Genomic DNA, 15,584 nt, shown 5'->3' on the forward strand with positions numbered 1-15,584 from the left:
GGGCCGTCAGAGCACCAGCCAGAACCCCGTGAGCAGGAACGGTCCGAACGCGACCCGTCCGCGGACGCGCAGCACGAGCACCCACAGCCCCGCCACCGCGAAGCCGACAGCGGGCGCGGCGACGACCTGCTCGGGTCCGAGAGCCGCGAGCGGCGGTGCGAGGGCCGCCTGGAGCTTCACGTCGCCGAGGCCCAGCCCGCCCGCCGCATGCAGCACGCCCAGGCACAGCACCGTCGCGAGGACGGCGAGAAGCGTCCCCGCCGTGGGCGCGAGGACGGCTCCGACCACCAGCAGCGGGAGCGTGACCGCGTTCGGGAGCCGGTGCCCGCGCACGTCCGCCAGCACCAACGGCACGCTCGCGAGCGCCACCGGGACGAGGCCGGGCGCCCGACCCAGGTGCGGGGCCCCGATCAGGAGGAGCACCAGGGCGCCGAGGAGCAGGGCGGCCCGGTCGAGCAGAGATCCGCGGAGCATCCGCCGAGACTAGGGGGCGACGCCCTCGGGGCGTCGGAGTTCTCCACAGGGCGGCCCGCCGGCGTGCTCGGGCGGCGGCGGGTCCCATCCCGGCCTCAGTCGTGCGGCGGCAGCGGTCCCAGCAGGAGCGACGCCCAGGCCCCGTGCGCCGACGCGTCGTCGGAGGGGTGGAACTGCCCGGCGAGCACGTCGCGGTAGAGGCGATTGAGCTCCGACCGGCGCTGGTACGCCGAGCCGCCCGCGATCCGGACGGCGCTCTCGACCACGCGGAGCGCTCCCTCCGTGGTGCGGATCTTCACCCCCACCAGCGACGGGAACCAGCGCGCGCCCCGGTCGACGAGCGCGTCCACGTCGGCCGCCGCCGAGCGCAGGGGCGCCTCGAGCCCGTCGAGCAGCATCCCGGTCTCAGCCACCCGGTGCCGCACCTCGGGGTCCTCCGCCAGTGGCCGCCCTCCCGCCCGGAGGGAGGTCCGTCGGCGGACGGAGGCGACGGCGAGCTCGAGCGCGCGCTGCGCGACACCGAGGTAGACCGAGGAGATCAGCAGCTCGAAGGCCGCGAAGACGGCGAAGACGAAGGGGTCGGCGGTCGGTCCGACGGGCAGCGAGCGGATCATCCGCTCGGCCGGGACGACGACGCCGTCGAGCACCGTCGTGCGGCTCTGGGTCGCCCGCATGCCGAGCGTGTCCCAGTCGTCGCGGACCTCGAGCCCGGCGACCGGCGAGTCCGGGCTCCCGCGGTGGACGAAGCCGTGCACGAGCCGCGGCTCCGACCCGCTGTCGTCGCGGCCGAACACGCCGAGCCGCGTCCAGGCGGGCGCGAGGGAGGTGAAGACCTTCGTGCCGGTGAAGCGGTAGCCGCCGTCCCCGAGCGGCTCCGCCCGCGTCAGCGAGTCCGAGAGCACCAGGTCGTTGCCCGCCTCGCTGTTGCCGAAGGCGAAGACGTGACCCGCCGCGGCGTCGACGAGGACCGAGCGGAGGGAGTCGTCGCCCCGCTCGAGCAGGAGTCGCGCGATCCCGGTCCAGACCAGGTGCATGTTGACGGCGAGCGCGGTCGCGGGCGCGGCCGTCGCGAGGCGCGTCTGCTCGGCGGCCGCCTGCTCCAGGCCGAGGCCGGCACCGCCGAGCTCCTCGGGGACGAGCAGCGCCAGGTACCCGATCGAGCGCAGCTCCTCCAGGTCGTCCGCGCAGAACGCGTTGCGCTCGTCGTAGTCGGCCGCGCGGGTGCGGAAGCGCTCGAGGAGCGCATCGTCGAGGATGCTCACCCGTCCACGCTACGCCCCGGTGCCCTGCAGGGACGCGCCCGGCCCGGGGATCCTCGGATCCCACAGGCCGGACGCACGGCGAGCCCGTCAGGCGAGCTCGTTCGACTCCAGCATCTCGGTGACCAGAGCGGCGATCGCCGAGCGCTCGGAGCGGGTCAGCGTGACGTGCGCGAACAGCGGGTGGCCCTTCAGCGTCTCGATCACGGAGGCGACCCCGTCGTGCCGGCCGACCCGGAGGTTGTCGCGCTGCGCCACGTCGTGGGTCAGCACCACCCGGGAGTTCTGCCCGACGCGCGAGAGCACCGTGAGCAGGACGTTCCGCTCCAGCGACTGCGCCTCGTCGACGATCACGAACGCGTCGTGCAGCGAGCGCCCGCGGATGTGCGTGAGCGGCAGCACCTCGAGCATCCCGCGCTCGATCACCTCGTCGAGCACGTTCTGCGACACCAGCGCCCCGAGCGTGTCGAAGACCGCCTGCGCCCAGGGGTTCATCTTCTCGGCCGCGTCGCCGGGCAGGAAGCCGAGGTCCTGGCCGCCCACCGCGTAGAGCGGCCGGAAGACCATGATCTTCTTGTGCTGGCGCTTCTCCAGCACCGCCTCCAGGCCCGCGCAGAGCGCCAGCGCCGACTTGCCGGTGCCGGCCCGGCCGCCGAGCGAGACGATGCCGACCTCCGGGTCGAGCAGCAGGTCGATCGCGAGCCGCTGCTCCGCCGACCGCCCGTGCAGGCCGAACACGTCCTTGTCGCCGCGGACCAGCGTGATCTGCCGCTTGCCGGTGACCCTCGCGAGAGCGGAGCCGCGGTCGGAGTGGACGACGAGTCCGGTGTTGACCGGGATGTCGGCCACGACGTCCGTGAAGAGCCGCTCGCGGTCGTAGAGCTCGCTCATCGCGTCGCCGCCGAGCGTCACGTCGTCCATGCCGGTCCAGCCGGACTCGGGGGCCTGCTCGGCCAGGTACTCCTCCGCGGCGAGGCCGATGGAGGCGGCCTTCACGCGCATCGGCATGTCCTTGGACACGACGGTGACCGCGGCGCCCTCGCTCTGCAGGTTGAGCGCGACGGCGAGGATCCTCGCGTCGTTGTCGCCCATCTGGAGCCCGCTCGGCAGCACCGACATGTTCGAGTGGTTGAGCTCGACGCGGAGCGTGCCGCCGCGGCCGACGGCGATGGGGAAGTCGAGGCGCTCGTGCTGCACGCGCAGCTCGTCGAGGCGGCGCAGGGCCTGCCGGGCGAAGTAGCCGATCTCGGGATCGTTGCGCTTGCCCTCGAGCTCGCTGATGACGACGATCGGCAGCACGACGGCGTGCTCCGCGAACCGGAACATCGAGGACGGATCCGACAGCAGCACCGAGGTGTCCAGGACGTAGGTGCGGAGGAGCTGATCGGCCGGATCCGAGGAGCCGTGCTGGACACGGCGGTGGACGCCGCCCTGCGTCCCGGTCTGCGGATCCATGCCCTGGGGAACTGTCACGACGACTCTCCACACTCCGGGGGCCGGAGCCCCCGGCTCATGTCCTCGAGCCGGTCTCATCGGTGCGTGTCGTGCACCGCGCAGTGTCCCTTCGGCGTCTGCGCGATGTCGAGCCGTACTTCTGTGGCCGTCTCGACCAGGCGCTGTACCTGATGACTCGAACCTAACCCGGCGAATGACATCCGTGTGCTTCTCACCGCTACGAATGTGTAACCAGTGTGTGAACGCGCGGAATCCGGCCTAGTAGTCGATGCTCGTGGCCGACGAGATCAGGGCGGCGCGGAGCAGCGCGAGGGTCGCGTCGGTGGTGCCGGCGTGCGCGCTGAAGCGGACGGTGCTCGGACGCAGGCGCGCGGTGACGCCGTGCGCGGCGAGGGAGGCCGCCAGCGGGGCCAGCTCCTCCGGCTCCGGCTCGACGACCACGATGCCGGCGCGCTCGTGCTCGCCGCGGGAGCCCACGACCGCCAGTCCGAACTCGTCCGCGAGGTCGACGATCGCGCTGACACGCTCCGCCACGAGCGCGGCGATCGTCGACTGCCCGACCGCGGCGACCTCCTCCAGCGCCGACGCGAGCCGGGCCTGGGCGATCGGGTCCGGGTTGCTGATGCTGAAGGCGCGGGCGTCGCCGCGCGGCGGAGCCACCTCGTCCCACGGCTCCGCCTGCTCCGATCCCGTCCAGCCGGAGAGCACCGGGGTCAGCCGCGACAGCGCCCGCTCGCTGAGCGCGAGGAAGCCCGTCCCCCAGCCGGCGCGGAGCCACTTCTGGCCGCCGGTGACGACCACGTCCGCCAGCTCGTAGGGCGCGTCGACGACGCCGAAGCCCTGGATCGCGTCGAGGACGAGCATCCGGTCGCCGATCACGTCCCGGATCGCCGCGACGTCCGCGAGGTAGCCCGTCCGGGAGTCGACCAGGCTCACCGCGACGGTCGTCACGTCGTCCGTGAGCTGCTCGCGGACCGCCTCCGGCGTCACCCGTCCCTGCTCGGTCCGCAGCCAGCGGGGCTCCACCGAGCCGAGAGCCTGCGCCGAGCGCACCGCCGCGAACGGCAGGCTCGGGAACTCCGCGGCCGACAGCAGCACCGCGCCCGAGGCGCCGAACAGCGCGTGCAGGAGGCCGGTCGAGGTGTTGGGCTGGAAGACGACGCTGTCGGCGGGGACGCGCACGAGCGCCGCCGCCGCCTCCCGGACGCGCTCGTCCTGCCGGAACAGCTCGTCGAGGGTGCCGCTGCGCGCGCGCACCAGCAGCTCGACGGCCGCCTCCTGCTCGGCGGCGACGGTCGCCGAGAGCGGGCCCACCCGGCCGAAGTCGAGGTACCCGGTCTCCTCGCCGAAACCGGCGAGGTAGTCCTCGGTCGCGGTGGAGGTGGCCTCGTTCGTGCTCATGCCGGCCCTTCCGGTCGGTGGTGCGGCAGGAGCCGCGAGGTCAGCTGCCGAAGCGGCGGTGCCGTCCGGCGTAGTCGCGGAGCGCGCGGAGGAAGTCGACCTCGCGGATGTCGGGGCCGAGCGCCTCCATGAAGTAGAACTCGCTGTGCGCGCTCTGCCAGAGCATGAAGTCGGAGAGGCGCTGCTCCCCCGAGGTGCGGATGACCAGATCGGGGTCGGGCTGCCCGCTGGTGTACAGGTGCTCGCCGATGAGCTCCGGGGTCAGCAGGCCCGCGACGTCCTCGATGGAGGAGCCGCGCTTGCCGTGCTCCTCCAGGATGCTCCGCACGGCCTGGGCGATCTCGTGCCGCCCGCCGTAGCCGACCGCGAGATTGACGTGCAGGCCCGTGTGGGAGGCGGTGCGCGCCTCCGCCGTGTCGAGCGCGGCCACGAGCGAGGGCGGGAGGCCCTCGTCGGAGCCGACGTGCTGCACGCGCCAGTCGGGCTGCTGGGAGACCTCCTCGGCGAGGTCGGCGATGATCGCGATCAGCTCGGTCAGCTCGCTGCTGTCGCGGCCGACGAGGTTGTCCTGCGAGAGCAGGTAGAGGGTGACGTGGCGCACACCGAGCTCGTCGCACCACTGCAGGAACTCGTGCACCTTGGCGGCTCCGGCCCGGTGGCCGTGCGCGGCGGTCTCGAGGGCCCGCTGCCGCGCCCAGCGCCGGTTGCCGTCGATGATCATCGCGACGTGGTTCGGCAGGGAGTCGGGGGGAAGGCTCGAGCGGAGGCGCTTCTTGTAGACGCCGTAGAGGAGGTCCCTTCCCACAGGCAATCTCGGCTTCGGCACAGTGACACGGTAGTCGACCCGGGGCGCTCCTCGAAGCCCGGCGGCGCTCGGCGTCGGCCCGGGACGGCGTCGTAGTCTGTCCGGCATGAGCCAGCGGCCGACGCCTCCCCCGTCCGATCCCCGCGCCCGCACTGTCCGCGGCAGAGACGCCGTCGGAGCGGACGGCCCGGACCTGCCCGCCCTCCCCCTCGTCGAGGACGCGATCGAGCACGACTCCTCGGCGGAGGTCCGGCCCACCTGGCGCGGCTGGATCCACGCCGGCCTCTTCCCGCTCGCGATCGTCGCCGGAGTGGTGCTGATCGTGGTCGCGGAGGGGACCGCGGCGAAGTGGGCGGCCGCGGTGTTCGCGACCACGTCGCTCCTGCTCTTCGGCAACTCCGCTCTGTACCACCGCTTCGACTGGAAGCCGCGGACGAAGATGATCCTCAAGCGGATCGACCACGCCAACATCTTCCTGCTGATCGCCGGCACCTACACGCCGCTGGCCGTGCTCGCCCTGCCGCCCGCGCAGGGCACGCTCCTGCTGGTCCTGGTCTGGGCGGGGGCGCTGCTCGGGATCGGCTTCCGCGTCTTCTGGATCGGCGCGCCGCGCTGGCTCTACGTGCCGCTCTACCTGCTGCTGGGCTGGGCGGCCGTGATGTACCTCGGTCCGCTCTTCGAGGCCAGCGCGACGATGATGGTGCTCGTCCTCGCCGGCGGGCTCTGCTACTCCGCCGGAGCCGTGATCTACGGGATCAAGAAGCCCAACCCGGTCCCGGGCGTCTTCGGCTTCCACGAGATCTTCCACGCGCTCACGGCCGTGGCGTTCCTCTGCCACTGGACGGCGGCGCTGATCGTCTCGCTCAACCCCGCGTACAACGCCTAGCGGGGCCGGGGCCCACCGCTGCGGGCCGGGCTCAGCCCTCGCTGCGCTCCGCCTCCTCGGCGTCGAGCCGCTCCTTCACCTGGGCTGTGTAGGTGGTCCGCCGCACGCGCCGGACCATGTCGAGCGCGAGGAGGACGGCGGCCAGAGCGATCACGAGCATCGTGATGAAGCCGAAGAGGCCCGGCGTGACCGTGTCCTCGTTGAACTCGGGGCCGGGGGTCGGCACCGTCGTGGAGGCGAGGACGACGGCGCGCTGGGCGCCCTCGAGCAGCGCGGCGATCACGCGCGCACCTCGTCGGCGACGACGACGCCGGAGCCGTCGGGCTCCGGGGACACCGGGGCGTCCCCCGAGGGCTCGGGGTCGGGAGCGATCGGCGGGACGACCGCGGTCGGGCCCGGGGCGAGCTCGGCCAGGTCGAGACCGGCGAAGAGATCCGTCTCGGGCGTCGGCGCGTCGACCCGGCTCTCGACGAGCTGGAAGTCGTCGGTCGGCCAGGCGGCGTCGATCGCCTCGTGCGGGAGGAAGAAGAAGGCGTTGTCCGGAGCGACCTGGCTGGCGTGGGCGAGCAGGGCCGCATCGCGCCGATCGTGGAAGCCGGAGATCACGACCCGCGTGGTCGCGAGGTACGGGGTGTCCTCGTTCCAGCGCTTCATCTCCTCGAAGACCGACAGGCGCGGGTCCTCCGGGTCGATCGAGCGCAGGTGCTCGGCGATCGCCCGCAGCTTCTGGCCGCTGAAGACGCGGTCGTAGTACAGCTTCGAGATCGACCACGGAGCGCCCGTGCCCCGGTACTCCTCGGCGAGGCCCGCCGCGCGGTACGCCTCGACGGCGACCTGGTGGGCGCGGATGTGGTCGGGGTGCGGGTAGCCGCCGTTCTCGTCGTAGCTGATGATCACGTGCGGCCGGAACCGGCGGACCAGGCGCACGAGCGGAGCGGCGGCCGTGGCGAGCGGCAGACCCGCGAACGAGGCGGCGTCGACCTTCCCGTCCTCGGGCATGCCGGAGTCGACGAAGCCGAGCCAGGCGTGCTCGACGCCGAGCGCCTCGCGAGCGGCCGCCATCTCGTACCGGCGGAGGCCGCCGATGTCGCGCTCGGCGTGCGCGCGGGCCTCGAGGCCCTCGTTCAGCACGGAGCCGGCCTCGCCTCCGGTGCAGGAGACCACCATGACCTCGGCGCCCCGCGAGGCGTAGGCGGCCAGCGTCGCCGCGCCCTTGCTCGACTCGTCGTCAGGATGGGCGTGCACGGCGAGGAGGCGCGGAGTGTCCCGCACCTCCGAATCGACGGAGACCTCGACGGCCTGGGACACGATCGCTCGATTCCTCGGGGTTTAATGGGATCGGCGCTCCCGTCCGCGAAGGACGCGCGCCACCCGTCCAGAGTAGACGCATCACCCAGGGAGTTCCGTGGCCGCCCGCACGTCCGAGAGCGTCGAGGGAGCCGCCGCGCCCGCGCACGATCCGGACGCGGTCCGCGCCGCCGGACCCCTCGCCACCCGCTACGGCCGCACGACGCGCACCCGCCGCGGGAACCGCTGGCTCTTCGGCGGTGTCGCGCTCGCCTTCGTCGCCGTCTTCGCCGCCTGGGTCGTCTGGGCCGGACTCGACGGAGCACGCGGAGGAGTGGACGTCCAGGACACCGCGCACCAGGTCGTCGACGACCGCACCGTCACCGTCTCCTTCGACCTCACCGCGCCCGTCGGCCGCGAGGTCGCCTGCGCGGTCCAGGCCCTCAACGAGCAGTCCGCCGTGGTCGGCTGGCTGGTCGTGGAGTACCCCGCCACGACGGAGCGCTTCCGCTCCTACACGGAGACCGTCCGCACCACCGAGCTCGCGAACACAGGTTTGATCTCCTCCTGCTGGCTCCCGTAGGCTTGCCCGAAGCCCTGACGGACTCGTCGGGGCCTCGCCATTCCCACCGCCGCCTGACGCCGGCCGTCCCCACCGCCGGACGCGGACACCTCCGCACGGTGCTGTCGGGCGCCGCGAGCGCGGCCCGCAGAGCAGGAGCCCACCATGGCCGACCAGTCACAGGTGACCTGGATGACCCAGGAGTCGTACGACCGCCTCGAGGCGGAGCTCACCGAGCTGTCCACCAACGGACGCGAGGAGATCGCCAAGCGCATCGAGGTCGCCCGCGAGGAGGGCGACCTGAAGGAGAACGGCGGCTACCACGCCGCGAAGGACGAGCAGGGCAAGATCGAGGCCCGCATCCGCCAGCTGACCTCCCTCCTCCGCGAAGCCGAGATCGGCACGCCCCCCGAGAGCCACGGAGTCGTCGAGGCCGGCACCATCATCACCGCCGAGATCGCCGGCGACGAGTCCCGCTTCCTCCTCGGCAACCGCGAGATGGCGGGCGAGAGCGACCTCGACGTCTACAGCCCCCAGAGCCCCCTCGGATCGGCGATCATGGGCCTGAACGTCGGCGACACCGCCCGCTTCACGGCACCCAACGGGCGGGAGATCGAGGTCCGCGTCGCCAACGTCGAGACCTGGTCCGGCCACTGATCGCACGTCGCGGCGCTCTCCGCGGCGTTGTCGTCGGGCGCGATACCGCCGGTATCGCTTCCTCCTCCGCCTTGCGGAGAACGCCGCGACGCACGATCAGCCCTTTCCAGACGGGGGGCGCCGGCTTCGCGGCGACAGCGTCGGGCGCGATACCGCCGGTACCGGCTTCGTCCGCGCTGTGTCGAGATCACTGCGACGCACGGGCGGCGGTCTCCGAAGGGGGCGCCGGAATCGCGACGGGATCGCGGACGCGGCGCCCTCGAGCGGTCAGTTGCGGGAGATGCGGGGGGCGTAGCCGGCGTCGGTGAGGACCTGGATGACGCGGTCGGCGTGCTCGGGGCCGCGGGTCTCGACGCTGATCTCGATCTCGACCTCGCTGATCTGCAGGCCCCGGCCGTGCCGGGTGTGCAGCACCTCGACCACGTTCGCGTTCGCCTCCGAGATGAGCTCCGCGATGCGCGACAGCTGCCCCGGACGATCCGGCAGCCCGATGCTCATCTTGAGGTAGCGCTCCGACGCGGCCAGGCCCCGGCTGATCACCCGCTCCATCATCAGCGGATCGATGTTGCCGCCCGACAGGATGACCGCGGTCGCTCCGGCGTCGCGGATCTTCCCCGTCAGGATCGCCGCGATGCCCACCGCGCCCGCGGGCTCCACCACGAGCTTCGCCCGCTCCAGCAGCACCAGCAGAGCCCGGGCGATGTCGTCGTCCTCGACGGTGACGACCTCGTCCACCATCTCGCGGACGATCGCGAAGTTCAGCTGCCCCGGCTTCGCCACGGCGATGCCGTCGGCGATCGTCGGAGAGATCGTGATCGCGGTCGGCTCGCCGCTCGCGAGCGAGAGCGGGTACGGCGCCGCGTTGGCCGCCTGCACGCCGATGACGCGGAGCGTGCGCCCCTCCTCGGCCGCCTTCTGCTTGGCCGCCGATGCGACCCCGGCGATGAGGCCGCCGCCGCCGATGGGCACCACGATGGTCTCGACGGCGGGGGCCTGCTCGAGGATCTCGAGGCCGACCGTGCCCTGGCCGGTGATCACGTCGGGGTGGTCGTAGGGAGGAACGAAGACCGCGCCCGTGCGCTCGGCGAACTCCGCCGCCGCCGCGAGCGCCTCGTTGAAGATGTGGCCGCTCAGCACCACGTCCGCGCCGTAGTCGCGGGTGGCCGCGAGCTTGGGCAGCGCGACGCCGATCGGCATGAAGATCGTGGCCTTGATCCCCAGCTCCCGCGCCGCATAGGCGACGCCCTGCGCATGGTTGCCGGCCGAGGCCGCCACGACTCCGCGGGCCCGCTCCTCCGGGGTGAGCCGCGACATCCGGAACACCGCTCCGCGGATCTTGTAGGAGCCGGTGCGCTGGAGGTTCTCGCACTTGAGGAACACGGGCGAGCCGAGGACCTGCGCGAGGAAGGTGCTCGTCTCCATGGGGGTGGCGGCGATGACGGGGGCGAGGACGGCGCGGGCCGCCTCGAACTCGTGGAGGGCGGGTCCGACGACGCGGCTAGTCTGCATGCTCTGCGGCAACTCTCTCGGGGGTTCGGGTCGGCGAGCGCCAGGCTCCGCTCGCGACGTACTTGACCATGACGTTGAGCGTGGCCACGACGGGCACCGCGAAGAAGGCGCCGGCGATGCCGCCGATGATCGAGCCTCCGGCCACCGCGAGCACGACGGCCAGCGGGTGGACCTTGACCGCCGACCCCATGATCAGCGGCTGGAGGATGTGGCCCTCGAGCTGCTGCACCGCGAGGACGACGATCAGCAGGAAGAGCGCGATCAGCGGTCCGTTGTAGACCAGCGCGATGAAGACGGCCAGCGCCCCCGTCACCACGGCGCCGATGACCGGCACGAAGGAGCCGAGGAAGACGAGCACGCCGATCGGGATGGCCAGCGGGACGCCGAGGAGGAAGGAGCCGAGGCCGATGCCGACCGCGTCGACGAAGGCGACCAGGATCTGCACCTTCACGAAGTTGGTCAGCGTCACCCACCCCGCGCGACCGGCGCCGTCGACGGCTCCGCGGGCGCGGCGCGGGAAGAGGCGGACGACCCAGCTCCAGATGTTCGGCCCGTCGATCAGGATGAACAGCGTCGAGAAGAGGGTGAGCAGCACGCCCGTCAGCAGGTGGCCGACGGTCGAGCCGACGCTGAGCGCGCCGCTGACCAGCATCCCCGAGTCCTGCTGCAGGGCCGTGAGGGCCTGCTGCGCGTACTGGTTGATGTCGGTCTCGGTGAGGTGGAGCGGCGACTCGAGGAGGAAGGCCTTGAAGTCGTCGTAGGATTGCACCGTCTGCCGGCTGAGGTCGTCGAAGCCGGAGTAGACCTGGGTGACGACGAGGAAGAGGAGCCCGCCGATCACCACGACGATCCCCAGCTCCGCCAGGACGACGGCGGCCCACTTGGGCCAGCGGTGGCGCTGGAGGAAGCTCGAGAACGGCACCAGGAGGGCGGCGATCACGATCGCGAGCAGGAGCGGGATGACGATCAGCCGCAGCTCGATGACGAGCAGCACCAGCACCGCGAGCGCCGCGACCACGACGAGGACGCGCCAGGCCCAGGCGCCGGCGATGCGCATCCCGTCGCTCACGAAGGCCGAATCGGCGACGGGAGCGGGCCGGGAGGGGGCGGCCGGGGCGGCGGGCGCGGCGGGCTGGACGGCGCGCGGGCCGGAGGTGCGGCGGGACCTGCCGAGTCTCATCTGCCCAGACTAGGCCCCGGCGCATACCCCGCGCGGTATCCCCGGGGAGTGCTCATGCGGCGGCGCCGACCGCCGCCTGCTCCGGTGCCGGACCGACCGCGACCGGGCGCCGCGCGGGCAGCACGCCGACCCGCTCCCCCGGCTCGAGGCGATGCCCCGACGCGTGCTGGACGGTGACCTCCTCGCCCGTCGACAGCCGGACTGTCGAGCGCCGCACCGGCCCCAGGAAGCTCGAGGCGAGGACGACTCCGGGCAGGGAGTCGGGAGCGCCGTCGGCCACGACGGCGAGGTCCTCGGGGCGGAGGAACACCGACACGGGACCGTCGGCCGCCGCCGCGTCGACGAGCGGCAGGCGCACGCCGAGCGCGAGGACCGATCCCGACGAGACCGTCCCCGCGACCACCGTCGAGAGGCCGACGAAGCGGGCCGTGAAGGCGGTCGCCGGGCGCGCGTAGAGGTCCTCCGGTGCACCCAGCTGCTCGATCCGCCCGGCGTTCATCACCGCGACGCGGTCGGCGACGGCGAGCGCCTCCTCCTGGTCGTGCGTGACGAAGAACGTGGTGATGCCGATCTCGGACTGCAGGCGCTTGATCTCGTCGCGCAGCTGGACGCGGACCTTCGCGTCCAGGGCCGACAGGGGCTCGTCCAGCAGCAGCACCCGCGGCCGCGTGACGAGGGCGCGCGCGAGCGCCACCCGCTGCTGCTGGCCGCCGGAGAGCTCGTGCGCATAGCGGTCGCCGAGGGCGCCGAGGCCCACGACCTCCAGCGCCTCCCCCGCGGCCGCCCGGCGCTCGCGCGCCCCGACCCCCCGGGTGCGCAGCCCGAACTCGACGTTCTCGCGCGCCCGCAGGTGCGGGAAGAGCGAGTACGACTGGAAGACCATGCCCATGTCGCGCTTCGCGACGGGGACGTGGGCGACGTCCTCCTCGTCGACGAGGATCCGCCCCGCGTCGATCCGCTCGAGACCGCTGAGGGCGCGCAGGGCTGTGGTCTTGCCGCAGCCGGAGGGGCCGAGCAGCGCGATGAACTCGCCCGGGGCCACGTCGAACGAGACGCCGTCGAGCGCTCGCGCGGAGCCGTAGTGCCGCTCCACGTCGACGAAGCGCACGCGGGCGCCGGGGAGGGTAAGAGCGGTCACGAGGAGCCTTTCGAGGAGCGCGCCCGGCCCGTCGGCAGGCCGATCCGCGCGAGGCGGCCGATCCCGATCAGGAGGGCGAAGGCGAAGAGGAGCGAGAGCAGCGAGAAGATCACGGCGACGTAGGCGTCGGACTTCGACACCTGCACCAGGCCGGTCTGGAGGGTGGTGCGGCTGAGGAGCGAGGCGATCGTGTACTCGCCGAGAACGACTGCGACGGTGATCAGCGCGGCCGCGACCAGGCCCCGGCGCAGGTTCGGCAGGAGGACCCTCCCGAGCACCGCGAGCGGGCCCGCGCCGAGCGAGCGGGCCGCTTCCGAGAGCGTCACGGCGTCGAGACCGGCGAGGTCCGCCGCCACGGCGCGGTAGGCGTAGGGCAGGACCAGCACCCCGTAGGCGAGAGCGAGCGTCCACGGCGCGGAGCCGGCGAGCCGGGTGACCACGGAGTAGACCGGCGCGAGGCCGACGACGAGGACGATGGCGGGCACGGTCAGCGGGAGCAGGCAGACCAGCTCCAGAGCCCGGCGCAGGCGCGGGAGCCGGACCTCGACGAGCAGCATCGTCGGCACCAGCAGGACCAGGACGATGAGGGCGGTGACGACGGCGAGGACCAGCGAGTTGCCGATCCCCTGGAACAGTGAGCGGTAGGCGCGCTCGTTCTCCGGGTCGAGGATCGCCGTCCAGTGCGCGAGGTCGTGGCCGCCGGCACCGCGGAGCGTGAACTCCGCCATCGCGACGATCGGGACGGCGAACACCAGTCCGGTGATCGCGAGCACCGCCCCGGACAGGAGCCGCGCGGGCCTCATCGCTGCCACCGCCGGGCCCGGCGCTGCAGCAGCGCGTACCCGGACATCAGGACCACCATCACCGCGAGCATCCCGAGCGCGAGGGCGCCCGCGAGGTTCTCGCGGCCCAGCACCGTCTCGCTGACCAGCGCGGCGCGGATCTGCAGGGGGACGATCTGCGCGCCCTGGCTGATCAGCGCCGCCGCGGTGGCGAAGGAGGAGAACGCGTTCGCGAACAGGAGCAGCACGCAGCCGAGGAACGACGGCGCCAGCACCGGGAGGGCCACGTGCAGCCAGTAGCCGAGCCGGCCCCCGCCGAGCACCGCGTTCGCCTCGGCCCACTCCGGACGCAGGCCCTCGAGCGCGGGCAGGAACGTGAGCACCATCAGGGGCACCTGGAAGTAGAGGTAGGGCAGGACGAGCCCGGGCAGCTGGTAGAGCCACACGCCGTCGGCGTAGAGGTCGACGCTCGCTCCCGCGAGGAGGGTGGTCACCAGCCCCTGCACGCCGATCGTCGCGATGAACGCGAACGCGAGCATCACCCCGCCGAACTGCGCGAGGACGCTCGCCGCTGCATCGACGACGGTCCGGAGCGCCCCGCGCGGATCGGAGCCGAGCAGGGCCAGGCACACGACCGCGCCCAGCACCGCGCCGACGACGGCGGTGACGGCCGAGAGCCCGAGCGACGCGCCGAAGGCGGACAGCACGACGGGATCCCCGAGCGCGAGCACGTTCGCCGTGGTGAAGCGGCCGTCTCCGTCCGTGAATCCGGTCGCCACCGCGAGGACCGTGGGGACGGCCAGGAACAGCAGGACGTAGAGCGCGAAGGGGGCGACACCCAGCACGGCCGGGGTGCCGCGCCGTCCCCGGGGCGCGGATGCCCCGGAGACGGCCTCGGCGGGAGCGGTGGTCACTGGATCGCCGCGGCCCACTTCTCGGCGAGGAGCGACGAGGCCGCCTCGGTCTGCTCCTCCGTGAACTGGACGAGGTCGGAGGGAGCGGCGCCGACGGCTTCGAGCGCGTCCTGGTCGACCGTGCCGGCCTCGGTCATCGCGGCCAGGCGCACCGGGTAGGCGCCGGCGGCGAGGTAGAGGTTCTGCGCGGCGTCGGAGTAGAGGTACTCCTGCCAGAGCCGCGCGGCCGCGGGGTGCGGAGCGTCGGCGTTGACCGCCTGGTTGTAGTAGCTGCCGACGGCGGAGCCCGGGAGGACGGTCGTCGTCCACTCGCGGGTGCCCTCGTTCGCCTTCCCGGCGGCGAGGTTGTTGTAGCTCCAGTCGAAGACGACCGGGGTCTCGCCCGAGGCGATGGTGGCGTCGGTCGGGTCCAGCGGCAGGAAGTTGCCGGCGTCGTTCAGCTTCTCGAAGAAGTCGATCCCCGCCTGGACGTCGTCGGCGGAGCCGCCGGACTGGAGAGCCGCGAGCTGCACCGCGGCCGCGGCGGCTCCCGCCTGGGTCGGGTCGCCGTTGATCGCGACCGAGCCGCGGTAGTCGGCGCCGAGGAGGTCCTCGAGCGACGTGGGCGCAGGCACCGCGTCCGCGTCGAACCCGATCGACATCAGGCCGGTGTAGTCGTTGACCCAGAGGCCCGACTCCTCCTTGTTCCCCTCGGGGATGTCGTCCCACGACTCGACCTTGTACGGCGCGAACATGTCCGTGTTCGCCAGCGCGACGGCCGGCCCCAGGTCGAACACGTCGGGAGCGGTGTCCTGCCCGGCGAGGTTCTTCGCGGTGCTGATCTCCTCCGCGGAGGAGACGTCGGGGTCGGCGGAGTTCACGGTGATGCCGTACTCGTCCTCGAAGCCGCTGATCAGCTCGCCGTAGTTCGCCCAGGTGTCGGGCAGGGCGATGACGTTGAGCTCGCCCTCGGCCTTCGCGGCCTCGACCAGGGCGTCGAGCCCGCCGAGGTCCGCGGCGGAGGTGGCGGACGCGGCGTCCGCGCCGGCGCCGTCGGACGAGGCGGTGGCGCCGCCGGAGCAGGCCGAGAGCGTGAAGACGAGTGCGGTGCCGGCGGCGGCGACCGCGGCGGTGCGCGACAGGCGCTGAATGGTCAAGGGTCCTCCAGGAGTCGGGTGGGCCGCCCCGGTGGGACGGCCTCGGGCACGGTAGGAGCGGCGCGAGTCGGCGAGGGAGCGCGGCGGTGAATGCCGGGCGAACGCCGGGGGCCGAATCGGGGACGGCGATGTCGGAGGC

Annotated in this window: 16 protein-coding genes; 3 read left to right on the plus strand and 13 right to left on the minus strand. The window is 72.9% G+C overall.

Translation table 11 applies throughout. From position 1 onward, the window contains the following. Positions 1-6: 6 nt before the first annotated feature. From GSU40_RS10780 to GSU40_RS10800, 5 genes are all read right to left on the minus strand, one after another. Positions 7-474 (minus strand): prepilin peptidase, encoded by a 468-nt coding sequence (locus tag GSU40_RS10780; RefSeq protein WP_104291554.1) that lies wholly within the window; start codon positions 472-474, stop codon positions 7-9. Positions 475-569: 95 nt separating this feature from the next. Then, the gene (locus GSU40_RS10785; RefSeq protein WP_160034945.1) at positions 570-1,736 is read right to left on the minus strand and encodes an acyl-CoA dehydrogenase family protein; all 1,167 of its coding nucleotides are present in this window, start codon (positions 1,734-1,736) and stop codon (positions 570-572) included. 87 nt (positions 1,737-1,823) lie between these two features. Continuing rightward, a complete protein-coding gene (locus GSU40_RS10790; RefSeq protein ID WP_104224423.1) occupies positions 1,824-3,188 on the minus strand; it encodes a PhoH family protein in 1,365 nt (454 codons plus the stop codon). Between the two features lie 258 nt (positions 3,189-3,446). After that, entirely contained in the window at positions 3,447-4,589 is a 1,143-nt protein-coding gene (locus GSU40_RS10795; protein WP_160034947.1) for an aminotransferase class V-fold PLP-dependent enzyme, read from the minus strand. A gap of 40 nt (positions 4,590-4,629) precedes the next feature. Then, positions 4,630-5,394 (minus strand): isoprenyl transferase, encoded by a 765-nt coding sequence (locus tag GSU40_RS10800; protein WP_279630826.1) that lies wholly within the window; start codon positions 5,392-5,394, stop codon positions 4,630-4,632. 106 nt (positions 5,395-5,500) lie between these two features. Here GSU40_RS10800 and GSU40_RS10805 point away from each other — a divergent pair, with 106 nt between their 5' ends. Next, on the plus strand, positions 5,501-6,280 hold the full coding sequence (locus tag GSU40_RS10805) for a hemolysin III family protein (RefSeq protein WP_160034949.1): 780 nt from the start codon (positions 5,501-5,503) through the stop codon (positions 6,278-6,280). A 31-nt stretch (positions 6,281-6,311) separates the two neighbouring features. Here GSU40_RS10805 and GSU40_RS10810 read toward each other — a convergent pair whose 3' ends face one another. Beyond that, entirely contained in the window at positions 6,312-6,563 is a 252-nt protein-coding gene (locus GSU40_RS10810; RefSeq protein ID WP_104224426.1) for a hypothetical protein, read from the minus strand. Further along, the gene (gene mca / locus GSU40_RS10815; RefSeq protein ID WP_244229458.1) at positions 6,560-7,588 is read right to left on the minus strand and encodes a mycothiol conjugate amidase Mca; all 1,029 of its coding nucleotides are present in this window, start codon (positions 7,586-7,588) and stop codon (positions 6,560-6,562) included. Before mca ends, GSU40_RS10810 begins: the two co-directional genes overlap by 4 nt. A 97-nt stretch (positions 7,589-7,685) precedes the next feature. Between mca and GSU40_RS10820 the strand changes: the two genes are divergently transcribed. Together GSU40_RS10820 and greA are read left to right on the plus strand one after the other, a co-directional pair. Then, positions 7,686-8,150 carry a DUF4307 domain-containing protein gene (locus tag GSU40_RS10820; protein WP_160034951.1) on the plus strand — a complete coding sequence of 155 codons (465 nt, stop codon included), beginning with the start codon at positions 7,686-7,688 and terminating at the stop codon, positions 8,148-8,150. A gap of 144 nt (positions 8,151-8,294) precedes the next feature. Next, positions 8,295-8,786 (plus strand): transcription elongation factor GreA, encoded by a 492-nt coding sequence (greA, locus tag GSU40_RS10825; protein ID WP_104225519.1) that lies wholly within the window; start codon positions 8,295-8,297, stop codon positions 8,784-8,786. A gap of 267 nt (positions 8,787-9,053) precedes the next feature. Here greA and ilvA read toward each other — a convergent pair whose 3' ends face one another. Genes ilvA through GSU40_RS10855 form a run of 6 tightly spaced genes read right to left on the minus strand, consistent with a single transcriptional unit; the run spans position 9,054 to position 15,439 of the window. After that, entirely contained in the window at positions 9,054-10,295 is a 1,242-nt protein-coding gene (gene ilvA, locus GSU40_RS10830; protein WP_104224429.1) for a threonine ammonia-lyase, read from the minus strand. After that, on the minus strand, positions 10,285-11,475 hold the full coding sequence (locus GSU40_RS10835; protein ID WP_104246634.1) for an AI-2E family transporter: 1,191 nt from the start codon (positions 11,473-11,475) through the stop codon (positions 10,285-10,287). Before GSU40_RS10835 ends, ilvA begins: the two co-directional genes overlap by 11 nt. Positions 11,476-11,527: 52 nt before the next feature. Then, positions 11,528-12,613 (minus strand): ABC transporter ATP-binding protein, encoded by a 1,086-nt coding sequence (locus tag GSU40_RS10840; RefSeq protein ID WP_104287617.1) that lies wholly within the window; start codon positions 12,611-12,613, stop codon positions 11,528-11,530. Then, complete coding sequence (locus tag GSU40_RS10845) at positions 12,610-13,416, minus strand: ABC transporter permease subunit (RefSeq protein ID WP_160034953.1); 807 nt, start codon at positions 13,414-13,416, stop codon at positions 12,610-12,612. The genes GSU40_RS10840 and GSU40_RS10845 overlap by 4 nt, the downstream gene beginning before the upstream one ends. Next, positions 13,413-14,309, minus strand: coding sequence for an ABC transporter permease (locus tag GSU40_RS10850; RefSeq protein ID WP_160034955.1), 897 nt, complete (start codon positions 14,307-14,309; stop codon positions 13,413-13,415). Before GSU40_RS10850 ends, GSU40_RS10845 begins: the two co-directional genes overlap by 4 nt. Then, positions 14,306-15,439, minus strand: coding sequence for an ABC transporter substrate-binding protein (locus tag GSU40_RS10855; protein WP_208543398.1), 1,134 nt, complete (start codon positions 15,437-15,439; stop codon positions 14,306-14,308). The genes GSU40_RS10850 and GSU40_RS10855 overlap by 4 nt, the downstream gene beginning before the upstream one ends. Positions 15,440-15,584: the final 145 nt, after the last annotated feature.

This window comes from Rathayibacter sp. VKM Ac-2805 (genome assembly GCF_009834265.1).
Classification (GTDB): Bacteria; Actinomycetota; Actinomycetes; order Actinomycetales; family Microbacteriaceae; genus Rathayibacter.